The sequence below is a fragment of the Kitasatospora sp. NPDC053308 genome (assembly GCF_055585785.1).
In genome coordinates this window covers 11,345-29,635 of the sequence record NZ_JBVJJY010000040.1, presented here as the reverse complement: position 1 = coordinate 29,635, position 18,291 = coordinate 11,345, and the positions used below count along the sequence as shown (strand labels likewise).

The 18,291-nt window shown below is 73.8% G+C and carries 15 protein-coding genes; 5 read left to right on the top strand and 10 right to left on the bottom strand.

The genetic code is table 11. The features are described from left to right. Nucleotides 1-262: 262 nt before the first annotated feature. A complete protein-coding gene (locus tag ACZ6Y7_RS37490; RefSeq protein WP_465762455.1) occupies nt 263-1,186 on the top strand; it encodes an aminoglycoside phosphotransferase family protein in 924 nt (307 codons plus the stop codon). Between the two features lie 122 nt (nt 1,187-1,308). Here ACZ6Y7_RS37490 and ACZ6Y7_RS37485 read toward each other — a convergent pair whose 3' ends face one another. The 5 genes from ACZ6Y7_RS37485 to dxr form a co-directional block, all read right to left on the bottom strand. Beyond that, nucleotides 1,309-1,857 carry a GNAT family N-acetyltransferase gene (locus tag ACZ6Y7_RS37485; protein ID WP_465762454.1) on the bottom strand — a complete coding sequence of 183 codons (549 nt, stop codon included), beginning with the start codon at nt 1,855-1,857 and terminating at the stop codon, nt 1,309-1,311. 215 nt (nt 1,858-2,072) lie between these two features. Then, the gene (locus ACZ6Y7_RS37480; RefSeq protein WP_465762457.1) at nt 2,073-2,948 is read right to left on the bottom strand and encodes a GNAT family N-acetyltransferase; all 876 of its coding nucleotides are present in this window, start codon (nt 2,946-2,948) and stop codon (nt 2,073-2,075) included. A gap of 245 nt (nt 2,949-3,193) precedes the next feature. After that, nucleotides 3,194-4,354 carry a flavodoxin-dependent (E)-4-hydroxy-3-methylbut-2-enyl-diphosphate synthase gene (ispG, locus tag ACZ6Y7_RS37475; protein ID WP_402226596.1) on the bottom strand — a complete coding sequence of 387 codons (1,161 nt, stop codon included), beginning with the start codon at nt 4,352-4,354 and terminating at the stop codon, nt 3,194-3,196. 144 nt (nt 4,355-4,498) lie between these two features. Next, on the bottom strand, nt 4,499-5,803 hold the full coding sequence (locus tag ACZ6Y7_RS37470) for a M50 family metallopeptidase (protein ID WP_465762453.1): 1,305 nt from the start codon (nt 5,801-5,803) through the stop codon (nt 4,499-4,501). Nucleotides 5,804-5,861: 58 nt separating this feature from the next. Next, a complete protein-coding gene (dxr, locus tag ACZ6Y7_RS37465; RefSeq protein WP_465762452.1) occupies nt 5,862-7,106 on the bottom strand; it encodes a 1-deoxy-D-xylulose-5-phosphate reductoisomerase in 1,245 nt (414 codons plus the stop codon). A gap of 89 nt (nt 7,107-7,195) precedes the next feature. Here dxr and ACZ6Y7_RS37460 point away from each other — a divergent pair, with 89 nt between their 5' ends. Then, nucleotides 7,196-7,864 (top strand): NAD(P)H-binding protein, encoded by a 669-nt coding sequence (locus ACZ6Y7_RS37460; RefSeq protein WP_465762451.1) that lies wholly within the window; start codon nt 7,196-7,198, stop codon nt 7,862-7,864. 67 nt (nt 7,865-7,931) lie between these two features. On the opposite strand, the gene ACZ6Y7_RS37455 is transcribed toward ACZ6Y7_RS37460, so the two are convergent. The 3 genes from ACZ6Y7_RS37455 to ACZ6Y7_RS37445 all read right to left on the bottom strand — a co-directional run bounded on the left by ACZ6Y7_RS37455 (nt 7,932) and on the right by ACZ6Y7_RS37445 (nt 13,391). Continuing rightward, a complete protein-coding gene (locus ACZ6Y7_RS37455; protein WP_465762450.1) occupies nt 7,932-9,374 on the bottom strand; it encodes an aldehyde dehydrogenase family protein in 1,443 nt (480 codons plus the stop codon). A 214-nt stretch (nt 9,375-9,588) separates the two neighbouring features. Next, nucleotides 9,589-11,157, bottom strand: a complete 1,569-nt coding sequence (locus ACZ6Y7_RS37450; protein ID WP_465762449.1) for a PucR family transcriptional regulator — start codon at nt 11,155-11,157, stop codon at nt 9,589-9,591. 164 nt (nt 11,158-11,321) lie between these two features. Continuing rightward, the gene (locus ACZ6Y7_RS37445; RefSeq protein WP_465762448.1) at nt 11,322-13,391 is read right to left on the bottom strand and encodes an ATP-binding protein; all 2,070 of its coding nucleotides are present in this window, start codon (nt 13,389-13,391) and stop codon (nt 11,322-11,324) included. A 241-nt stretch (nt 13,392-13,632) separates the two neighbouring features. On the opposite strand from ACZ6Y7_RS37445, the gene gabT reads away from it, so the two are divergent. After that, nucleotides 13,633-14,988: a 4-aminobutyrate--2-oxoglutarate transaminase gene (gabT, locus tag ACZ6Y7_RS37440; RefSeq protein ID WP_465762447.1), complete on the top strand. Its 1,356-nt coding sequence runs from the start codon at nt 13,633-13,635 to the stop codon at nt 14,986-14,988. A gap of 512 nt (nt 14,989-15,500) precedes the next feature. Next, nucleotides 15,501-16,163, top strand: a complete 663-nt coding sequence (locus tag ACZ6Y7_RS37435) for a phosphatase PAP2 family protein (protein WP_465762446.1) — start codon at nt 15,501-15,503, stop codon at nt 16,161-16,163. Here the strand turns inward: ACZ6Y7_RS37435 and ACZ6Y7_RS37430 are convergent. Then, a complete protein-coding gene (locus ACZ6Y7_RS37430; RefSeq protein WP_465762445.1) occupies nt 16,136-16,468 on the bottom strand; it encodes a DUF2218 domain-containing protein in 333 nt (110 codons plus the stop codon). The genes ACZ6Y7_RS37435 and ACZ6Y7_RS37430 overlap by 28 nt on opposite strands. Before the next feature lie 166 nt (nt 16,469-16,634). Between ACZ6Y7_RS37430 and ACZ6Y7_RS37425 the strand changes: the two genes are divergently transcribed. Then, entirely contained in the window at nt 16,635-17,261 is a 627-nt protein-coding gene (locus tag ACZ6Y7_RS37425; protein ID WP_465762444.1) for a MarR family winged helix-turn-helix transcriptional regulator, read from the top strand. On the opposite strand, the gene ACZ6Y7_RS37420 is transcribed toward ACZ6Y7_RS37425, so the two are convergent. Further along, nucleotides 17,152-18,093 (bottom strand): EamA family transporter, encoded by a 942-nt coding sequence (locus ACZ6Y7_RS37420; RefSeq protein ID WP_465762456.1) that lies wholly within the window; start codon nt 18,091-18,093, stop codon nt 17,152-17,154. The genes ACZ6Y7_RS37425 and ACZ6Y7_RS37420 overlap by 110 nt on opposite strands. Between the last annotated feature and the right edge of the window lie 198 nt (nt 18,094-18,291).

Genomic DNA, 18,291 nt, shown 5'->3' with positions numbered 1-18,291 from the left:
GAGGGACGCGCTGCGGAAGGGGCGGCGCAGGGGGTGGCCCGGAGAGGGGCGTTGCGGGTGATTTTCAGACTGCCAACGACGCCCAACCCCCGCAGGCCAGAGTCGGCAGTCTGAAAATCACCCAGCCCCTCGGAGCGGCCACCCCCGGAGCCGCCCCGGCACCCACCCTCCCGAGAGCACCCACCCACACACCACCCCCGCGCAGCGGAACCCCACCCCCCGAAACCCCCCACCCCACCCACACAACCCCCACAATGGACCCATGTCGGGAGCCCACCCCACCCTCACCGTCCCCACCTGGCTGACGACGACCGTCACCGCCACCCACGGCGAAGCCGCCCGCGAGTGGCTCGCCGCCCTCCCCACCATCGCGGCCGCCCACCTCGACGCCTGGGACCTCACCCTGGAGCGCGTCCTCGACCCGGGCGGCAGTCTCAGCCTGATCGCGTACGTCCACCGAGACGACCTCTCGCCGGCCGTCCTCAAGACCGGCCTGGTCACCCCCGAGACCGCCCACGAGCACGCCGCCCTCACCCACTGGGCCGGCCGGGGAGCCGTCCTGCTCCTGGCCGCCGACCCCGCCCAGGGCGTCCTGCTCCTGGAACGCCTCCACGGCGAGATCCCGCTACGGTCCCTCGCCGAGTCCAAGGCCATGCTGGAGGCCACCAGCCTGCTGCACCGGCTCTGGGTGGAGCTCCCGGGTGCGCACCCCTTCCCCACCGTCGCCCAGCAGGTGTCCGCGACCACCGCCCGCGTCGAGGAACACCGCTCCCACCCCGCCGCCACCGCGGCCCAGCCGCTGATCACCGAGGCCCTGGAGACCGCCCGGAGCCTCAGTGACTCCGGTGACGAGGCCTTCCTCCTCCACGGCGACTTCCACCACGGCAACGTGCTCGCCGCCTACCGCGCCCCCTGGCTGGCCATCGACCCGCGCCCGCTGGTCGGCGAGCGCGCCTACGACCTCGCCCGCCTCGTCCTGGACCGCGCGGACACCCTGCTCGGCTCCCCCGGCGTACCGGCCGCTCTCCGCCGCCGCCTCCACCAGCTCTCCGACGCCCTCGACGTGGACCACGACCGCCTCCGCGGCTGGGCCCTGTTCCGCGCCGTCGACCTGGCCCTCCGCGCCCTCACCGCCAACCGCACCGCAGACGCCGAGCTCCACCTCGAACTCGCCACCAGCCTGTGACCCCCGCCCCACCCCCGGCCCCCCACCCAGAACCCGCGAACCCCGGACCCCCACCCAGAACCCGCGAACCCCGGACCCCCACCCAGAACCCGCGAACCCCCGGACCCCCGAATCGGGCAGCCTCAGCCCCCCGCCCCCCGCAACGGCAGCCGAGCCCCCATCACCGCGTACAGCCGGTCCGTCGCCGGGAACCGCACCGCCCGCGCCAGATCCCGGTACCCCAGCGCCCGGTACAGCCGCCGAGCCGGCGTCTCCGCGTCGATCGCCGACAGGATGCTCCGGTCCAGCCCCGAGCGTTCGCACAGCGTCCGGATGATCCGCGAGCCGATCCCCTGCCCCTGGAACTCCGGCAGCACGTGCAACTCCGTGACGGCGAAGACCCCGTCCAGCCAGTCCCCGTACCCCCCGGCGCTGAGGTACGGCTCGATCACCGTGCTCCACCAGTGCTCGCGCTGGTTGGGCATCCCGTACCCGAACCCGACCAGCCGCCCGCCGCTCATCGCCCCGAAGGCGATCACCCCCGGCTGCTGGGCGTGCCGCCCGACGATGTGCAGCCGTACCGCGACCTCCTCGGGCGTGAGCCCGAACGCCACCGCCTGGACCTCCAGCGCCTGCGGCGCCCAGGCCGCAAGGTCGATGGCCTCGATCGTCACCCCGGTCAGCTGATCCATGCTCCGGACGTTACTACCAGCGGCCCTCCCCCGCGGCCGAAGATCCCAACCCGACGACGGCCCCTCCCAACCGGGCCCGCCGAACCACCGGAGCCGGCCCGTCCGAACCAGAAGAGCCGCCCCCTCCGAACCAACGGAACCGGGCCCTCCCAACCATGGGAACCGGCCCCTCCCAACCATGGGAACCGGCCCCTCCCGACCAGCAGAACCGACCCTCAGAACAACACGCTCATGAACGCCCCGACCTCCCGGAACCCCACCCGCCGGTACGCCGCCCGCGCCCGCAGGTTGAAGTCGTTGACGTAGAGCGACACCACCGGCGCCACCTCCCGCAGCGCGATGTCCAGGACCGCCGCCATCCCGGTCTCGGACAGCCCGCGCCCCCGGTGCTCCGGCGCGACCCAGACCCCCTGGATCTGGCAGGCCCCCTCCGTCACGGCCCCGATCTCGGCCTTGAAGACGACCTCCCCGTCCTCCCCGAACCGCGCGAACGACCGCCCGGTGGAGACGAGTTCGGCCACCCGCGCCTGGTAGAGGAGCCCGCCGTCCCCGGCCAGCGGCGACACCCCGACCTCCTCGGTGAACATCGCCACGCACGCCGGCATCAGCGTCTCGACCTCGTTGCGCCGCACCCTCCGCACCAGCGGATCGGGCGCGATCTCCGCCGACGGCATCGAGGTGGCCATCAGCGGCTGGTGGCCCCGCACCTCCCGGGCCGGCCCCCAACTCCGCTCCAGCAGCGCCCAGAACGCCGCGGTGGACTCGGCCGGCCCGACGATCGAGGAGCAGCGCCGCCCCTGTCGGCGGGCCCGCTCGGCGAACGCCGCGACCGCCTCCGGCCCGGCGTCGACCAGGACGAGGTTCGCGCCGGCGTAGCAGAGCGCGTCGAGGACGCCGTCCCCGTCGTACCAGCCCCACATCTCACCGCCGAGCCGCCACGGGTCCAGCCCGACGGCCTCGACCCGGGTCGCGACGAAGGCGTTGGAGACCGGGTCGCGGTGGAGGATCTCCAGGGCGTCCGCGAGGTCGGGCGGCTCCAGCACGCGGGTGGTGGCCAGGGCCCGGGCGGCCTGGAAGGAGCTCGGGAGCATCACACCTCGATCGAGCATCGAGACAGCACCTCACTGAGACGACTCTGGCCGCACCCTACTCCGTGGCCCCACCCGGCTACGGCTGCGGGGCCGTCCGCGAACGGACGGCCCCGCTTCCGGAAAACTTCACGCGAGCTTCTCCCCCGCCGGCGCGGGCTCCTCCCCGCGCCGCCGCGGGCCCGCGTCATCGCGGGCTTCCCACGCCGTCGTCGCGGGCCCGCGTCAGCAGGGCCCGCGACGGGGGGTCACTCCCCCGCGACGACCGTCGGCGCCCCCGCCTCGACGCCGGCCTCCTGCATCTGCTCGGCGAGCTTCAGCGCCTCCTCGATCAGGGTCTCGACGATCTTGGACTCGGGCACGGTCTTGATGACCTCGCCCTTGACGAAGATCTGCCCCTTGCCGTTGCCGGAGGCGACGCCCAGGTCGGCCTCGCGGGCCTCGCCCGGCCCGTTCACGACGCAGCCCATGACGGCCACCCGCAGCGGCACCTCCATGCCCTCCAGGCCGGCGGTGACCTCCTCGGCGAGCTTGTAGACGTCCACCTGGGCGCGGCCGCAGGACGGGCAGGAGACGATCTCCAGGCCGCGCTCGCGCAGTCCGAGCGACTCCAGGATCTGGTTGCCGACCTTGATCTCCTCGGCCGGCGGGGCGGACAGCGAGACCCGGATGGTGTCGCCGATGCCCTCGGAGAGCAGCGCGCCGAAGGCGACCGCCGACTTGATGGTGCCCTGGAAGGCCGGCCCGGCCTCGGTCACGCCGAGGTGCAGCGGGTAGTCGCAGGCGGCGGCGAGCTGGCGGTAGGCGTTGATCATCACGACCGGGTCGTTGTGCTTGACGGAGATCTTGATGTCGCGGAAGTCGTGCTCCTCGAACAGCGAGCACTCCCACAGCGCGGACTCGACCAGCGCCTCCGGGGTGGCCCGGCCGTACTTCTCCAGCAGGCGCTTGTCAAGCGAGCCGGCGTTGACGCCGATCCGGATCGGCACGCCCGCGTCCTTCGCGGCCTTGGCGATCTCGCCGACCTTGTCGTCGAAGGCCTTGATGTTGCCCGGGTTGACGCGGACCGCCGCGCAGCCGGCGTCGATCGCGGCGAAGACGTACTTCGGCTGGAAGTGGATGTCGGCGATGACCGGGATCTTCGACTTCTTGGCGATGATCGGCAGCGCGTCGGCGTCGTCCTGCGAGGGGCAGGCGACCCGGACGATCTGGCAGCCGGACGCGGTGAGCTCCGCGATCTGCTGCAGCGTGGCGTTGATGTCCGCAGTCACCGTGGTGGTCATCGACTGCACCGAGACGGGCGCGTCGCCGCCGACCGGCACGTTGCCGACCATGATCTGCCGGGAGTAACGACGCTTGGCGAGCGGCTTGAGCGGCAGGGACGGAATACCGAGCGAGATCGCGGTCATGTGCGCAGGGTTCCCCGGGGTAGAGGTGTGGTCGACCGCCCGGCCGTAGCGACGGCCGAGGCCGGGCGCGCTGACGATCGCGCACCCGGCCTCCACGGTACGGCACGGCAACGGGCCCCAGCACACCCGCCGTACCCGAACGCCCTAGCTGATCTTCACCGGGTTCACCAGGTCGGCGACCATCACCAGCACCGTGAAGCAGATGAAGATGCCGGCCACCACGTACGCCACCGGCATCAGCTTGGCGACGTCGAACGGTCCCGGGTCGGGCCGCTTGAACAGGCGCGCGAGCCGGCGCCGGACCGACTCCCAGACGGCCCCGGCGACGTGCCCGCCGTCCAGCGGGAGCAGCGGCAGCATGTTGAAGAGGAAGAGCGACAGGTTGATGCCGGCCAGCAGGTTCACGAAGAACGCGATCCGCTGGGTGCCGGGGATGTCGAGCGAGAACACCTCGCCGCTGACCCGGGCGGCGCCGACCATGCCGATCGGCGAGTCCGGATCGCGCGGGGCGTCGCCGACGACGGCGTTCCACAGCCCGGGGATCTTGCCGGGCAGCGCGATCAGCGACTTCACCCCGCCCTCGGCCATGTCGTACATCCGGTCGACGGACTGCCCGAAGTCCAGTCGGACGACGCCACTCGCGGGAGTGAATCCCAGGAACCCGGCCTTGACGGTCTGGCCCTTGATCGGGACCTTGTTGCCGTCGTACTTCTGCACGTCGTTGACCGCGATGGTCGGCTTGAGGGTGAGCTGCTGCCCGTCCCGCTCGACCAGGACGTCGACGGTCCTCCCGGCCGACTTGCGGATGTCCGCCTGGAGCTGGTCGTACGTCCGGATCCGGTCGCCGTCGAAGGCGACGATCCGGTCCCCGGCCTTCAGTCCGGCCTGGGCGGCCGGGGTCTGCGGGGCGCCCTCCGGGCAGCTGTCGGTGGGCTGGCCGGCCTTGACGACGCACTGCGCGACGGTGCTGACCGTCGGCACGTTCATGGAGACGCCGAAGCCCATCATGACGGTCAGGAACAGCCCGAACGCCAGGATCAGGTTCATGAACGGCCCGGCGAACATGACGATGATCCGCTTCCAGGGCTTGCGGGTGTAGAAGAGCCGGTGCTCGTCACCCTCCTGGAGCTCCTCGTAGGAGGCCTCGCGGGCGTCCTCGATCATGGCGCGCCAGGGCGAGCTGCTCCGCTTGGTGATCCGGCCGTCCTCGCCCGGCGGGAACATCCCGATCATCCGGATGTACCCGCCGAACGGGATCGCCTTGATGCCGTACTCGGTCTCGCCCTTGCGCCGCGACCAGAGGGTCGGGCCGAAGCCGACCATGTACTGGGGCACCCGGATGCCGAACAGCTTGGCCGTGGACAGGTGACCGAGTTCGTGCCAGGCGATCGAGATCAACAGCCCGAGGACGAAGACCAGGATGCCGACCACCGTCAAAACCGTTGCCACCGCTGGTCCTCCGTCATGCCGCTCCGCTCATCGTCTCGTCGTACCGCGTTCGAGGCCGTCAGCCTGCCGCCAGCTCGCGGGCCCGGGCGCGCGCCCAGTCCTCCGCGTGCAGGACGTCCTCCACCGTCAGGGAAGTTCCCGACGCGGCCGGCCCGCCGTCGCGCTGTCCGTGCTCGGCGACCACCTTGGCAACAGTGTCCACGATTCCGGTGAAAGGGAGGCGGCCCTTCAGGAAGGCCTCCACGCACTCCTCGTTCGCCGCGTTGAACACCGCCGGCGCCGTACCGCCCAGGGTGCCCACCTCACGGGCCAGCTCGACCGCCGGGAAGGCCTCGTTGTCCAGCGGGAAGAACTCCCAGGTGGCGGCCTTCGTCCAGTCGCAGGCGGGGGCGGAGTCCGGCACCCGGTCCGGCCAGCCGATCCCCAGCGCGATCGGCATCCGCATGTCCGGCGGGCTGGCCTGCGCCAGGGTCGAACCGTCGGTGAACTCCACCATCGAGTGCACCACCGACTGCGGGTGGACCACGACCTCGATCCGGTCGAACGGCACGTCGTACAGCAGGTGCGCCTCGATCACCTCCAGGCCCTTGTTGACCAGGGTGGCCGAGTTGATCGTGACGACCGGGCCCATCGCCCAGGTCGGGTGCGCCAGCGCGTCCTGCGGGGTCACCCCGGCCAGCTGCTCACGGGTCCGGTCGCGGAACGGACCGCCGCTCGCGGTGACCACCAGCTTGCGCACCTCGGCGCGGGTCCCGCCGGCCAGCGCCTGGAACAGCGCGGCGTGCTCGGAGTCCACCGGCACGATCTGGCCCGGCTTCGCCACCGCCTTCACCAGCGGACCACCGACGATCAGCGACTCCTTGTTGGCCAGCACCAGCACTCGGCCGGCCGCCAGCGCGGCCAGCGTCGGCCGCAGCCCGATCGAGCCGGTGATGCCGTTCAGCACCGAGTGGCACTCCATCGCGGCCAGCTCGGTCGCCGCGTCCGGCCCCGCCAGCACGGCCGGCAGCGGACGACCCGCCGCCTTCGCGGCCAGCGCCTCGCGCAGCGCCGGCTCGGCCGCCGGATCGGCCACCGCCACGGTGTGCACGCCCAGCCGCAGCGCCTGCTCGGCCAGCAGCTCCACCCGCCCGCCTGCCGCCGACAGGGCGACCACCCGGAAGCGGTCCGGGTTGCGGAGCACCACGTCGATGGCCTGGGTGCCGATCGAACCGGTGGAACCCAGGATCACCAGCTCCCGGGGGCCGGAGGGGTCCGCCACGGTGGGCGTGAAACGCAGCTGCGGGTGGGCGAGCGAAGTCATGCGCCCATTGTGTCCTGTCCGCGACCGCGCCCCGGACCTCCCCGCGGACGACAGGACGACCCGGCACCCCCCGGGCTACCGTCGGAGCCATGCGTACCGTCATCGCCGGGGGCCACGGACAGATCGCGCTGAAACTGGAACGGCTGCTCGCCGACCGCGGCGACCGCCCCGCCGGGATCATCCGCCGCCCCGAACAGGCCCCGGACCTACTGGCCGCCGGAGCCGAGCCGCTGCTGCTCGACCTGGAGGCCGCCACCGCCCCGCAGCTCGCCGACCTGCTCGTCGGCGCCGACGCGGTGGTCTTCGCCGCCGGAGCCGGGCCGGGCAGCGGCGCCGAGCGCAAGAACACCGTCGACCGGGACGCGGCCGTCCTGCTCGCCGACGCCGCCGAACTCGCCGGAGTCCGCCGGTACCTGATCGTCTCCTCGATGGGCGCCGACGCCCGCGCCCACCACCCCGCCGACCCGGTCTTCGAGACCTACCTGCGGGCCAAGGGCGCCGCCGACGACGCGGTACGGGCCAGGACCACGCTGGACTGGACGGTGCTGCGCCCCGGACGGCTCACCGACGGCCCCGGCACCGGCCTGGTCCGGCTGGCCCCCTCGGTCGGGCGCGGCTCGGTGGACCGCGCCGACGTGGCCGCCGTCCTCGCCGCCCTGCTGCGCGAGCCCGGCACGGCCGGCCAGACGCTGGAGCTGACCGAGGGCAACGCCACCGTCGACGAGGCGGTCGCCGCCGCGGCCGGACACGACGGCTGAACGCGCGCAGGGCCCGGTTCGGGGAACCGGGCCCTGCGTCGGCGGGTCGATCAGAGGTCGAGGCCGGTCAGAGGTCGAGGCCGGTCAGCACCAGCACCTTCTCGACCGTGTAGTCGTCCATCGCGTACTTGACGCCCTCACGGCCGACGCCGGAGTCCTTGACGCCGCCGTACGGCATCTGGTCGGCGCGGTACGACGGCGCGTCGCCGATGATCACACCGCCGACCTCCAGCTCCCGGTGGGCGCGGAAGGCGGTCTGCACGTCGTGCGTGAACACGCCCGCCTGCAGGCCGAACGCCGAGTCGTTGACGGCCGCGAAGGCCTCCTCCACGCCGTCCACCTTGTGCAGCGAGAGCACCGGGCCGAACACCTCGGCCGTGGCCAGGATGGCGTCCCCGGGCAGCTCGGCCAGCACGGTCGGGGCGTAGGTCGCGCCCTCCCGGGTACCGCCGGTCAGCACCTTGGCGCCCTTGGCGACCGCGTCCTCCACCCAGGACTCCACCCGCTTCGCGGCGTTCTCGTCGACCAGCGGGCCGACGTCCGTCGCGTCCTCGTTCGGGTCACCGGTGACCTGGGCCCTGACCTTGGCCACGACCTTCTCCACCAGCGCGTCGTACACCGACGCGTCGGCGATCACCCGCTGCACCGAGATGCAGGACTGGCCGCCCTGGTAGTTGGCGAACATCGCGATCCGGGTGGCCGCCCAGTCCAGGTCGGCCTCCGAGGACCAGTCGGCGAGGACCACGGCCGCGGCGTTGCCGCCGAGCTCCAGGGTGCAGTGCTTGCGCGGCACCGAGTCCATGATCTGGTAGCCGACCTTGTCCGAACCGGTGAACGAGATCACCGGCAGGCGCTCGTCCTGCACCAGCGCCGGCATCCGGTCGTTCGGCACCGGCAGGACGCTCCAGGAACCGGCCGGCAGGTCGGTCTCGGCCAGGATCTCGCCCAGCACCATCGCCGACAGCGGGGTCGCCGGAGCCGGCTTCAGGATGATCGGGGCGCCGACCGCGATCGCCGGGGCGACCTTGTGGGCGACCAGGTTCAGCGGGAAGTTGAACGGGGCGATGCCCAGCACCACGCCGCGCGGGAACCGGCGCACCACCGCGAAACGGCCCACGCCGCCCGGGTCGGTGTCCAGCCGCATGGTCTCGCCGTTGGTGCGGCGCGCCTCCTCGGCGGCCCAGCGGAAGACCGACACCGCGCGGCCGACCTCGCCGCGCGCCCACTTGATCGGCTTGCCGTTCTCGGCCGTGATCAGCCGGGCGATCTCCTCGGAGCGCTCCGCCAGCCGCTTGGCCACGTGGTCCAGGGCGGCGGCACGCTGGTGCGCCGGAGTGGCGGCGAACACCGGCAGCGCGGCCACGGCGGCGTCCAGCGCCTCCTCGACCTGGGCCTCGGTCGGGATGCTCACCTTGCCGACCAGACGGCCGTCCCAGCTGTTGTGCACCTCGAAGTCGGCGTCACCGCTCGCCCGGCGGCCGGCGAGCCAGAAATCGTACGTGGTGGTCACCGTGGTACCGGCCCTCTCCTCGTCGTCGTACGGCCCGCACGGACGTGGGACCAGAACCCGAGGGTAGGCGGGACGACGCGCCGACCGGGTTGGCCGACTAGGAGCGTTCGGCCCCGGAGCCACTCCACCGCGTCCAGGGGGTGTTCGATTCCCCGCCGACCGCCCGTTCCCCGAGCGTCCCCGGCACCCGCTCCCCGCCCACACTCCCCGCCGGCTACTCCTCGCCGGAGCGCAGCGCCAGCCACAGCTCCATCCGCACGTCCGTGTCGTCCAGCGACCGGCCCAGCAGCTCCTCGACCCGCCGCATCCGGTAGCGCAGCGTGTGCCGGTGCACGCCCAGATCGGCCGCCGCCGCGTCCCACTGGCCGTGCCGGGACAGCCACGCCCGCAGCGAGGCCACCAGGTCCCCGCGGGCCGTCCGGTCGTGCTCCCGCAGCGGCCGCAGCAGCCCCTCCGCGAACGCCGTCACCGCGTCCTCGCCGAGCAGCGGCAGCAGCGAACCCGCGCCGACCTCCTCGTGGTCCACCGCCCGGCGGCCACCGCGCAACGCCACCGCCAACGCCCGCTCGGCCTGCGCGTGCGCCGTCCCCGCCTCCTCCAGCGCGGCCGGCGCCGACACGCCCAGCGACAGGCCCTCGTGCTCCTCCACCGCGCCCAGACACGCCCGGTGCACCGCGCCGTTGTCCAGCGCCAGCACCATCAACCGCGGCCCGTGCGCGCCGTCCTCCCGCGCCACCAGCAGCTTCTCGCCCACCCGGGCACCCGCCTGCTCCGCCCGGTCGCCCAGCTCCCCCAACGCCTCCGCGGCATCCGCGTTCGCCGGCCCGGCCCCGGCCACCAGGACCCGTATCGTCCCCTCCGGCAGGCCGCCGAACAGCCCCGCCGCCACCTGCCGGGCCGTCACCACCTCACCCGCCAGCACCATCCGCAGCAGCGCCGCGCCCATCCGCTCCTCCGCCTGCCGCAGCTCCCGCGAGCGCTCCAGGGTGAGGGTCAGCAGCGCCACCGCCGCGTTCAGCACGTACCGCTCGGTCGGCGTGATCCGGTCCTCGGTCCCGACCGCCAGGAAACCCCGGGCCCGCCGGTCCGCCCCCAGCGACTGGACCACCACGTAGTCCTCGTCCGCCGTGTCTATCCCCGGCGCCCGCCCCTGCAGCGCGGCACTCGACGGCGCCGGCCGCCGGCGCAGCCGGTCCACCTCCGCCGCCAGCCGCCCGGCCCGCCGCGCCGCCCAGTCCGGCGCCACCACCGACAGCGCGCCCGACCCGTCGTACAGCGCCGCCCAGCCACCGAGCCGCGCCGCCAACCGGCGCACCACGGCCGTCGTGCCGTCCTTGCCCAGCGCGGCCCGGGTCAGCTCCTCCTGCGCCTCGAAGCTCGTCGTCACCGCCTCGTACTGCTCCGCGGCCAGCGCCGCCGACACCACCTTGCTGATCGCGATGAACGGCGTCGGCTCCGGCACCCGCAGCAGCGGCAGCCCCCGCTGCGCCGCCGCGTCCACCAGCGGCTGCGGCACCTCGGTGTGCGACAACCCCACCCCGAGCCCCAGCCCCACCACCCCGGCATCGGCGAGCCGGTGCACGTACGCCTGCAACTGCGCCGCCGTACGGCCCAGCTTGATCCCGGTGGTGAGCAGCAGCTCGCCACCCTCCAGGAACGGCGTCGGGTCGTCCAGCTCACTGGTGTGCACCCAGCGGACCGGCCGCTCCAGATGGTCCGCGCCGGCGAGGACCGTCAGATGGAGCGAGCTGTTGCGGACGACGGAGGCGAGTGTGGGGGGCATGGCACCTTCGGGGGATCGACCTGACCGCGCCGTTGCGGCCGGGCGAGGAGAGGGACGTGGGACTGGTGAGGGTCTCTCCCCTTCATTATGGACGCTCCGGACAACCGGCACTGCCGAATCCACCTCGAAGGCGACTTACCCCCGGCTCCCCGCCCCGCCGCGCCTCACCCCCGCAGATCCACCAGCAACGGCGGCACCTGCTCCCCCGACACCGCCGTCAACGACACCACCGCGTGCCCCGCCGGCAACGCGTGCGCCAGATCCGACGGCGACCACCGCAGCCGCTCCACATCCCGCGTCGTCACCGACTCCGTCTGCGCCGTCGTCCCCGACAACGCCTTCCGCCCGACCCGCCCCGCCCGCCGTATCACCCCCCCGGAGGTGTCGGGGGTGTGGGTGACGGCGGTCTCCTGCACCAGGTGCGTCCCCCAGGCCTCCGAGAACAGCCGCCCGTCCCAGGGCGCGATCCCCGGGAACGCCATCCGGCAGCCCACCGCGCCGAACAGCGGCGCCCGCAGCGCCTCCGGCAGGTCCACCAGGGTCCGCAGCAGCAGCACCGCCCCCGCGTTGGCGCCCCGCATCCGCTGCAGGCCGCGCACTGCGGTGCCGTCCAGCGCCGCCGAGGCGTCGTCCACCACCAGGCCCGCGAACAGCGAACGGTCCTCGCGCGCGCCCGCCGCCTGCACGAACTGACCCACGACCAGACGGGACAGCATCCGGGCCGCCTCCGGGTGGCTGCGCTCGGGCAGCTTCACCCGCACCCGAAGCGGGTGGTCCAGCACCCGCATCGCGAACGGGGGCCGACCGGTGCCGTCGGTCGCGAAGGCGCCCTCGAAGGCCGGCCGGTCCAGCAGCGCCAGCCGGTCAGCCAGCAACGCCCCGGGATCGTCCGCCCGGTCGCGCTGGCGCTCGCGGTACTCCAGGTCCCGCTCGTGGAGAGCGAGTCGGCCGGCCGTACCGAGCGCCTTCACCAGGGCCGCCAGCGCGTCCGGCTCACCGGCCAGCAGCGCCCGCAGCTCGCGCACACCCGGGTAGCGGCGGTACGCGGCGTGGAACGGGCCCACCACCTGCTGCAGCGCGGTGCGGGCGTTCTCCGCACGGGCGGTCAGCTCGTCCGGAAGCAGCGCCTCGGCCAGCCGGGCGGCCGCCTCGTCCGGGTCCTGCGCGGCCCCGTAGAGGTCCAGCCCGTACACCGAGGACGGGTCCCCGGGCGCGATCACCACGTCGTACCAGGCGTCCGGGCCCAGATCGGCGTCCGCCGCCCCCACCACCACCGCGCAGGCGGTGCCGGCCAGCGCCTGCAGGCACAACGCCTCCGCCACCGGCCTCGCCAGCCGCGCGGTCTTCCCCGTCCCGGCCGGTCCCACCGCCAGCACCGACGTGCCCAGCACCGCCGGATCCAGCGCGAAACCGGCCGCCCGGTGGCTCAGGGGGTTCTTCGGGACGTCCTGCGCGGTACCGAGCCGGACCTGGCCGAGCAGCAGATCGTGCTGCTCGGCGCGACCGGGCAGCTCCCGCGACTCCGAGGGGTGGGCGAACGCCGCCGCGCCCCGGGCGGCCACCTGCTCGGCGAAGGCCGGCACGAACACCGGGTCCGCCTGCGCGGACTCCCACGCACGCTGGATCCGCACGTAGTCGACGTCCCCCACCGGCTCCGCGTCGAGCCGCGCCGCGGCCTCGGCCGCACCGCCCTGCCGAAGGCCGTCCCACGGGTCCTGCCGCCGCGCCGCCTCGGCCGCCGGCACGTCCTCCTCCGCCCGCTCCTCCTGCGTCACCGTCCGCGACAGCAGCGGCGCGACGTACCGGCGCCACACTTCGGGCCAACGACCCATCCGGCCGAAGACCTTGATGACGACCGCCGCCACCCCGAAATTCACCGACAGGCCGACAACGGTCACCAAGGTTTCGGAAGGGTGCTCGACCCAGACCGTCATCACGATCAGATGGAGGACCAACTGCGTGCCGTAGACGAAGGCCAACCACGCCACCACCGCGTTGAGCCCCGCCCGCAGCAGCAGTGGCCAGGTCGCGACCTTGGCCGCCTCAGCCCGCTCCGGGTCGATCGGGCGGTAGCCGAGCCGGTAGATGCCCGGTTCGGCTTCGGGGCGCGGCGCGCAGGCCCAGCCTGCGAGGTCGAAGGAGGGGGAAGCCGTGCCGGGTCGTTGGTGGGGGAGGGGGGTCGGGGGTCTGGTGGTGGTGCGCTCGCCGTGGTGGTGTGACCCGTCCTGTGCCATGTACGGCCCCGCTCCCTCGCCCGCCCGGCCCGACCGCCGTCGGTGCCGCCATACCCATGCCGCCGTACCGGCGACACGCCCGCGCTCAGGGTAGTGGAGCGGAGCCTGCGGGTAGTCGCGCCACCCGCGCTGGCCGAGCCGGACAAGTCGGACGGCGCACTGCTACCGAGTGGCGCATGCTCGCGCGGGGAGGGCGGCCGTAGCCTGCGACGTACCGAGCCGAGAAGTCTGGAGAAACCCCATGAGCGCCGCAACGCCGCTCCCGCAGGAGCGCCGCCTGGTCACCGCGATCCCCGGTCCGAAGTCGCAGGAGCTGCAGGCCCGCAAGCTGGGTGCGGTGGCGGCCGGCGTCGGCACCACCCTGCCGGTGTACGTGTCCCGCGCCAACGGCGGCGTGCTGGAGGACGTGGACGGCAACTCGCTGATCGACTTCGGCTCCGGCATCGCCGTGACCAACGTCGGCAACAGCGCCGAGGCCGTGGTGGCCAAGGCGAGCGAGCAGCTGGCCGCCTTCACCCACACCTGTTTCATGGTGACCCCGTACGAGGGTTACGTGGCCGTCGCCGAGCAGCTGAACGAGCTGACCCCGGGTGACCACGAGAAGCGGACCGCGCTGTTCAACTCGGGCGCCGAGGCGGTCGAGAACGCGGTGAAGATCGCCCGCGCCTACACCAAGCGCACCGCCGTCGTGGTGTTCGACCACGGCTACCACGGCCGCACCAACCTCACCATGGGCCTGACGGCGAAGAACATGCCGTACAAGCAGGGCTTCGGCCCGTTCGCCCCGGAGATCTACCGGGTGCCGGTGGCGTACCCCTACCGGTGGCTGACCGGTGCGGAGAACTGCGCCGCCGAGGCCGCCGCGCAGGCGATCGACATGATCAACAAGCAGATCGGCGCCGAGAACGTCGCCGCGATCATCATCGAGCCGATCCAGGGCGAGGGCGGCTTCATCGAGCCCGCCAAGGGCTTCCTGCCGGCGATCGTGGAGTACGCGAAGGCGAACGGCATCGTGTTCGTCGCGGACGAGATCCAGACCGGTTTCTGCCGCACCGGCCAGTGGTTCGCCTGCGACGACGAGGGCATCGTCCCGGACCTGATCACCACCGCCAAGGGCATCGCCGGCGGTCTGCCGCTGGCCGCGGTGACCGGCCGCGCCGAGATCATGGACGCCGCGCACGCCGGCGGCCTGGGCGGCACCTACGGTGGCAACCCGGTGGCCTGTGCCGCCGCCCTGGGCTCCATCGAGACCATGAAGGAGCTGGACCTCAACGGCAAGGCGCAGCGGATCGGCGAGGTCATGCTGGGCCGCCTGCGCGCGATGCAGGAGAAGTTCGACGTGATCGGCGAGGTCCGCGGCCGCGGCGCGATGATCGCCGTCGAGCTGGTGAAGCCGGGCTCCAAGGAGCCGAACCCGGAGATCACCGCCGCGATCGCCAAGGCCTGCCACGCCGAGGGCCTGGTGGTCCTGACCGCCGGCACCTACGGCAACGTGCTGCGCTTCCTGCCGCCGCTGGTGATCCCGGAGCACCTGCTCACCGAGGGTCTGGACATCATCGAGGGCGCGTTCGCGCTCCAGGGTGCCACCGCCGCCTGATCGAGGCGCCACCTGCCCGCCGGAGGGATGTCCGGACAGCGCTGAACGGCCCGTGCGGACCTCTGGTCCGTGCGGGCCGTTCGGTTCGTGCGGGCCGTTCGGTTCGTGCGGGCCGTTCGGTTCGTGCGGGCCCGGCACGACGGCCGGGCGTGATCGACGGGACGCCCCGGGGGGTTGCCCTGCGCAGGGTGAAGATGATGTGCGGAATCGCTGAAGGCGCTCGGCGCGGAAGGGCTGTTGACGTAGTGTCATCGCAGATGGACAGCGAGCCTCAGCCATGGGCGGAGCCGTCCGCGGAGCTTCCCTCGGGGGCGGGTCCGCGGGGGCCCCACGAGGACAACCAGGCCGCCCCGGGAGGGGCGGTGCATACCGCAGGCCGATCGACCGACCGTCCGACCCACACCCCCCGGGGCGCACGGAACGGCGATCATCAGAGCCGCCCCGGAGCTCTCCCCCCTGCTCCGGGGCGGCTGTCCGCTGTCCGGGGCCGGGTGGCCCGGGCGTCGCGGTCGGTGGCCGTGCCGGCGGTGGCGGCGGTGGTGCTGCTGGTGGTGTCCTGGCAGGTGGCGGTGGACGGGCCGCTGCTCGGCGTGGACCGCACGGTGCGCCGGGCGGTGCACACGGCGCGCCACGACGTCCCGAGCGCCCTCCTCGACCACGTGGGCCACGCGCTGTCGGACCTGGGCGGCGGTGTCCCGGCGGTGCCGGTGCTGCTGCTGGCCGGGATGCTGGCCACCTGGCGGTGGCGGCTGACTCGGGCCGGGCGGTGGTGGTGGCCGCTGCCGGTGGCGGCGCTGACGGCGGGGCTGATCCCGCTGCTGGTGGTCCCGGCGAAGGCGGCCTTCGCGAGGCCCGGTCCGCTCGGGGAGCCGCTGACGCCGGAGCAGTGGGGCTGGTACCCGTCCGGGCACACCACGACCGCGGCGGTCTCGTACGGGGTGGCGGCGCTGCTGCTGGCCAGGGTGTCCGGGCCGCGCGCCGCCCGGGGGCTGACGGCGGGCGCGGCGCTGCTGGCGCTCGGGGTGGGTGCGGGGCTGGTGTGGAGCGACTTCCACTGGTTGCTGGACGTGGTGGCCGGCTGGTGCCTGGCCGTCCTGGTGCTGTGGCCGCTCGACCGCCGGCTCCCCCGGCCGGGCGCCGGGCGGGGTCAGGCCTCGGGGTCCTCGTTGCGGTGAACCAGGCCGGGCTCGCCGTTGTCGCGCTGCCATGCGACGACGAGTTCGTCGCGGGCGCCGAAGCGGACGAGGTGGCGCCCGACGACGTCCTCCAGGCCGGGCAGGTTTCCCCGCTCGCCCTCGACGGTGAGCAGCAGGGCGTCGGGCCGGGCTTCCAGGGTGGCGGTGCCGGCGCTGAAGGCCAGCGTGCCGCGGCCGGTCTCCTCGGAGTAGGCGGCCTCGATCTTGCGGCCCATGTGGGCGGCGAGCTGCTTGGCGTAGCGGCCGGGGCGGTCGGTGGCGACGCGGGCGGTGGACGTGGGCATGGGCCCTCCAGGGTCGGGGAGGGAACTTAGGGTGCCCTCACTCGCGTCTACGCTAACGTAGATACTGAGCTAAGCTCAACATATTTCCGCGGCCGTCGTCGGCCGAGCACCGAGGATGCCGGACCGGTCGCTACGCTTGGCCGGACACCAGCCGAGGAGACCGCCGATGACCACCACGCCGACCGACGACCCGGCGGACTCCCCCGGAACTCCCCGCACCCCCGGCCCCCGGGACTCGCACGGTCGCCCGAACTCTCCCGATGCCCCCGAGTCGCCCGACTCCCCCGCCCTGCCCGGCACCCCCGCCACAGCCACCGCCACCGAGATGGCGGACGCGATGACCAGGGCGATCAAGCGGATCCGGCGCCAGACCGGCTGGCGGCTGGAGCCGTACGGCATCACCCCCGGTCAGGCCCGCGCGCTGCGCACGCTCGCGCACGTCCCGGGCTGCGAGACGCCGGACCACGCGATGCGACTGAGCGACCTCGCCGACAAGCTGCACATCGCCCCGCGCTCGGCCACCACCGTGGTGGACGCGCTGGAGGAGGCCGGCCTGGTCGAGCGCAGCCCCGACCCGGCCGACCGGCGGGCCGTGCGGATCCTGCTGACCGAGGCCGGCCGCGCGGCGGTGGAGCGGATCGGGCAGGTCCGGGACGAGGTGGCGCAGGAGTACTTCGGCGAGGTCAGCCCCGCCGACGAGGAGGTGCTGCTGCGCGTGCTGCGCTCCGCCGAGGCCCGTTTCCTCGCCGCCGGGCCGCCACGGCGCTCGACGTCCCCGGACGCAGCGCGGTGATCCCGATCCCGGCGATCACGAGCACCGCGGCCGCCGCGGCCGTCGCGCTCACCGGCTCACCCAGCAGCAGCCAGGCCGAGGACATCCCGAACACCGGCACCAGCAGCGAGTAGGGCGCCACGGCGGTGGCGTCGTAGGTCCGCAGCAGGAAGCTCCAGGCGACGAACCCCAGCAGGGTGGAGACCAGCCCCACGTAGCCGATCGCGCCGAGCCCGGCGGGGGTGATGTCGCGCAGCGCCCGCAGGTCCGCGGACGGACCCTCGACCAGCAGGGACAGGCCCAGCAGCGGCAGCGGCGGCACGGCGCTGACCCAGACCATCCAGCGCAGCGCGTCCGGCGGCGCGGCCTTGCGGGTCAGCACGTTGGCCAGCCCCCAGGCGACGGCGGCGAGGACGACCAGCGCGAAGGCGCCCAGCGGGCCTCCGGCGCCCTGGTCGTACGCGCTGAGGGCGATGCCCGCGAAGGCGATCGCCAGGCCCAGCAGTCGGCGCCCGCCCGGGCGTTCGCGCAGCAGCACGGCGGCGAACAGCGCGGTGAAGCCCGCTTGCCCCTGGAGCACCAGGGAGGAGAGCCCGGCCGGCATCCCGGCGTGCATGCCGAGGAAGAGCAGCCCGAACTTGACCACCCCGAGCACCACGCCGACCGCGACCACCCAGCGCCAGGGCACCCCGGGCGGGCCGACGAGGAAGACCGCGGGCACCGCGACGACGGCGAAGCGCAGGGCGCAGAACAGCAGCGGCGGGAAGTTCTGCAGGCCCACGTGGATGAGGACGAAGTTGAGACCCCAGACGGCGGCCACCAGGACCGCCAGCGCGATGTGGGGCGCGCTCAGGGTGCTGCCGCCCGGCTTCCCGCCGCCCGGCGACGTGCTGCCCGGGGTCGTGCTGTTCGTGGGCGTGCTGCTCGGGTTCGTACGGAGCGGGCCCGTACGGAGCGGGTTCGTACGGATCGGGGCCGTGCCGGTCGGGCCCGGGCTCGTACCGCTCGCGGCGGCGGGTGTCGCGGTCATGGGCCGAGCATGGTGGGGCCG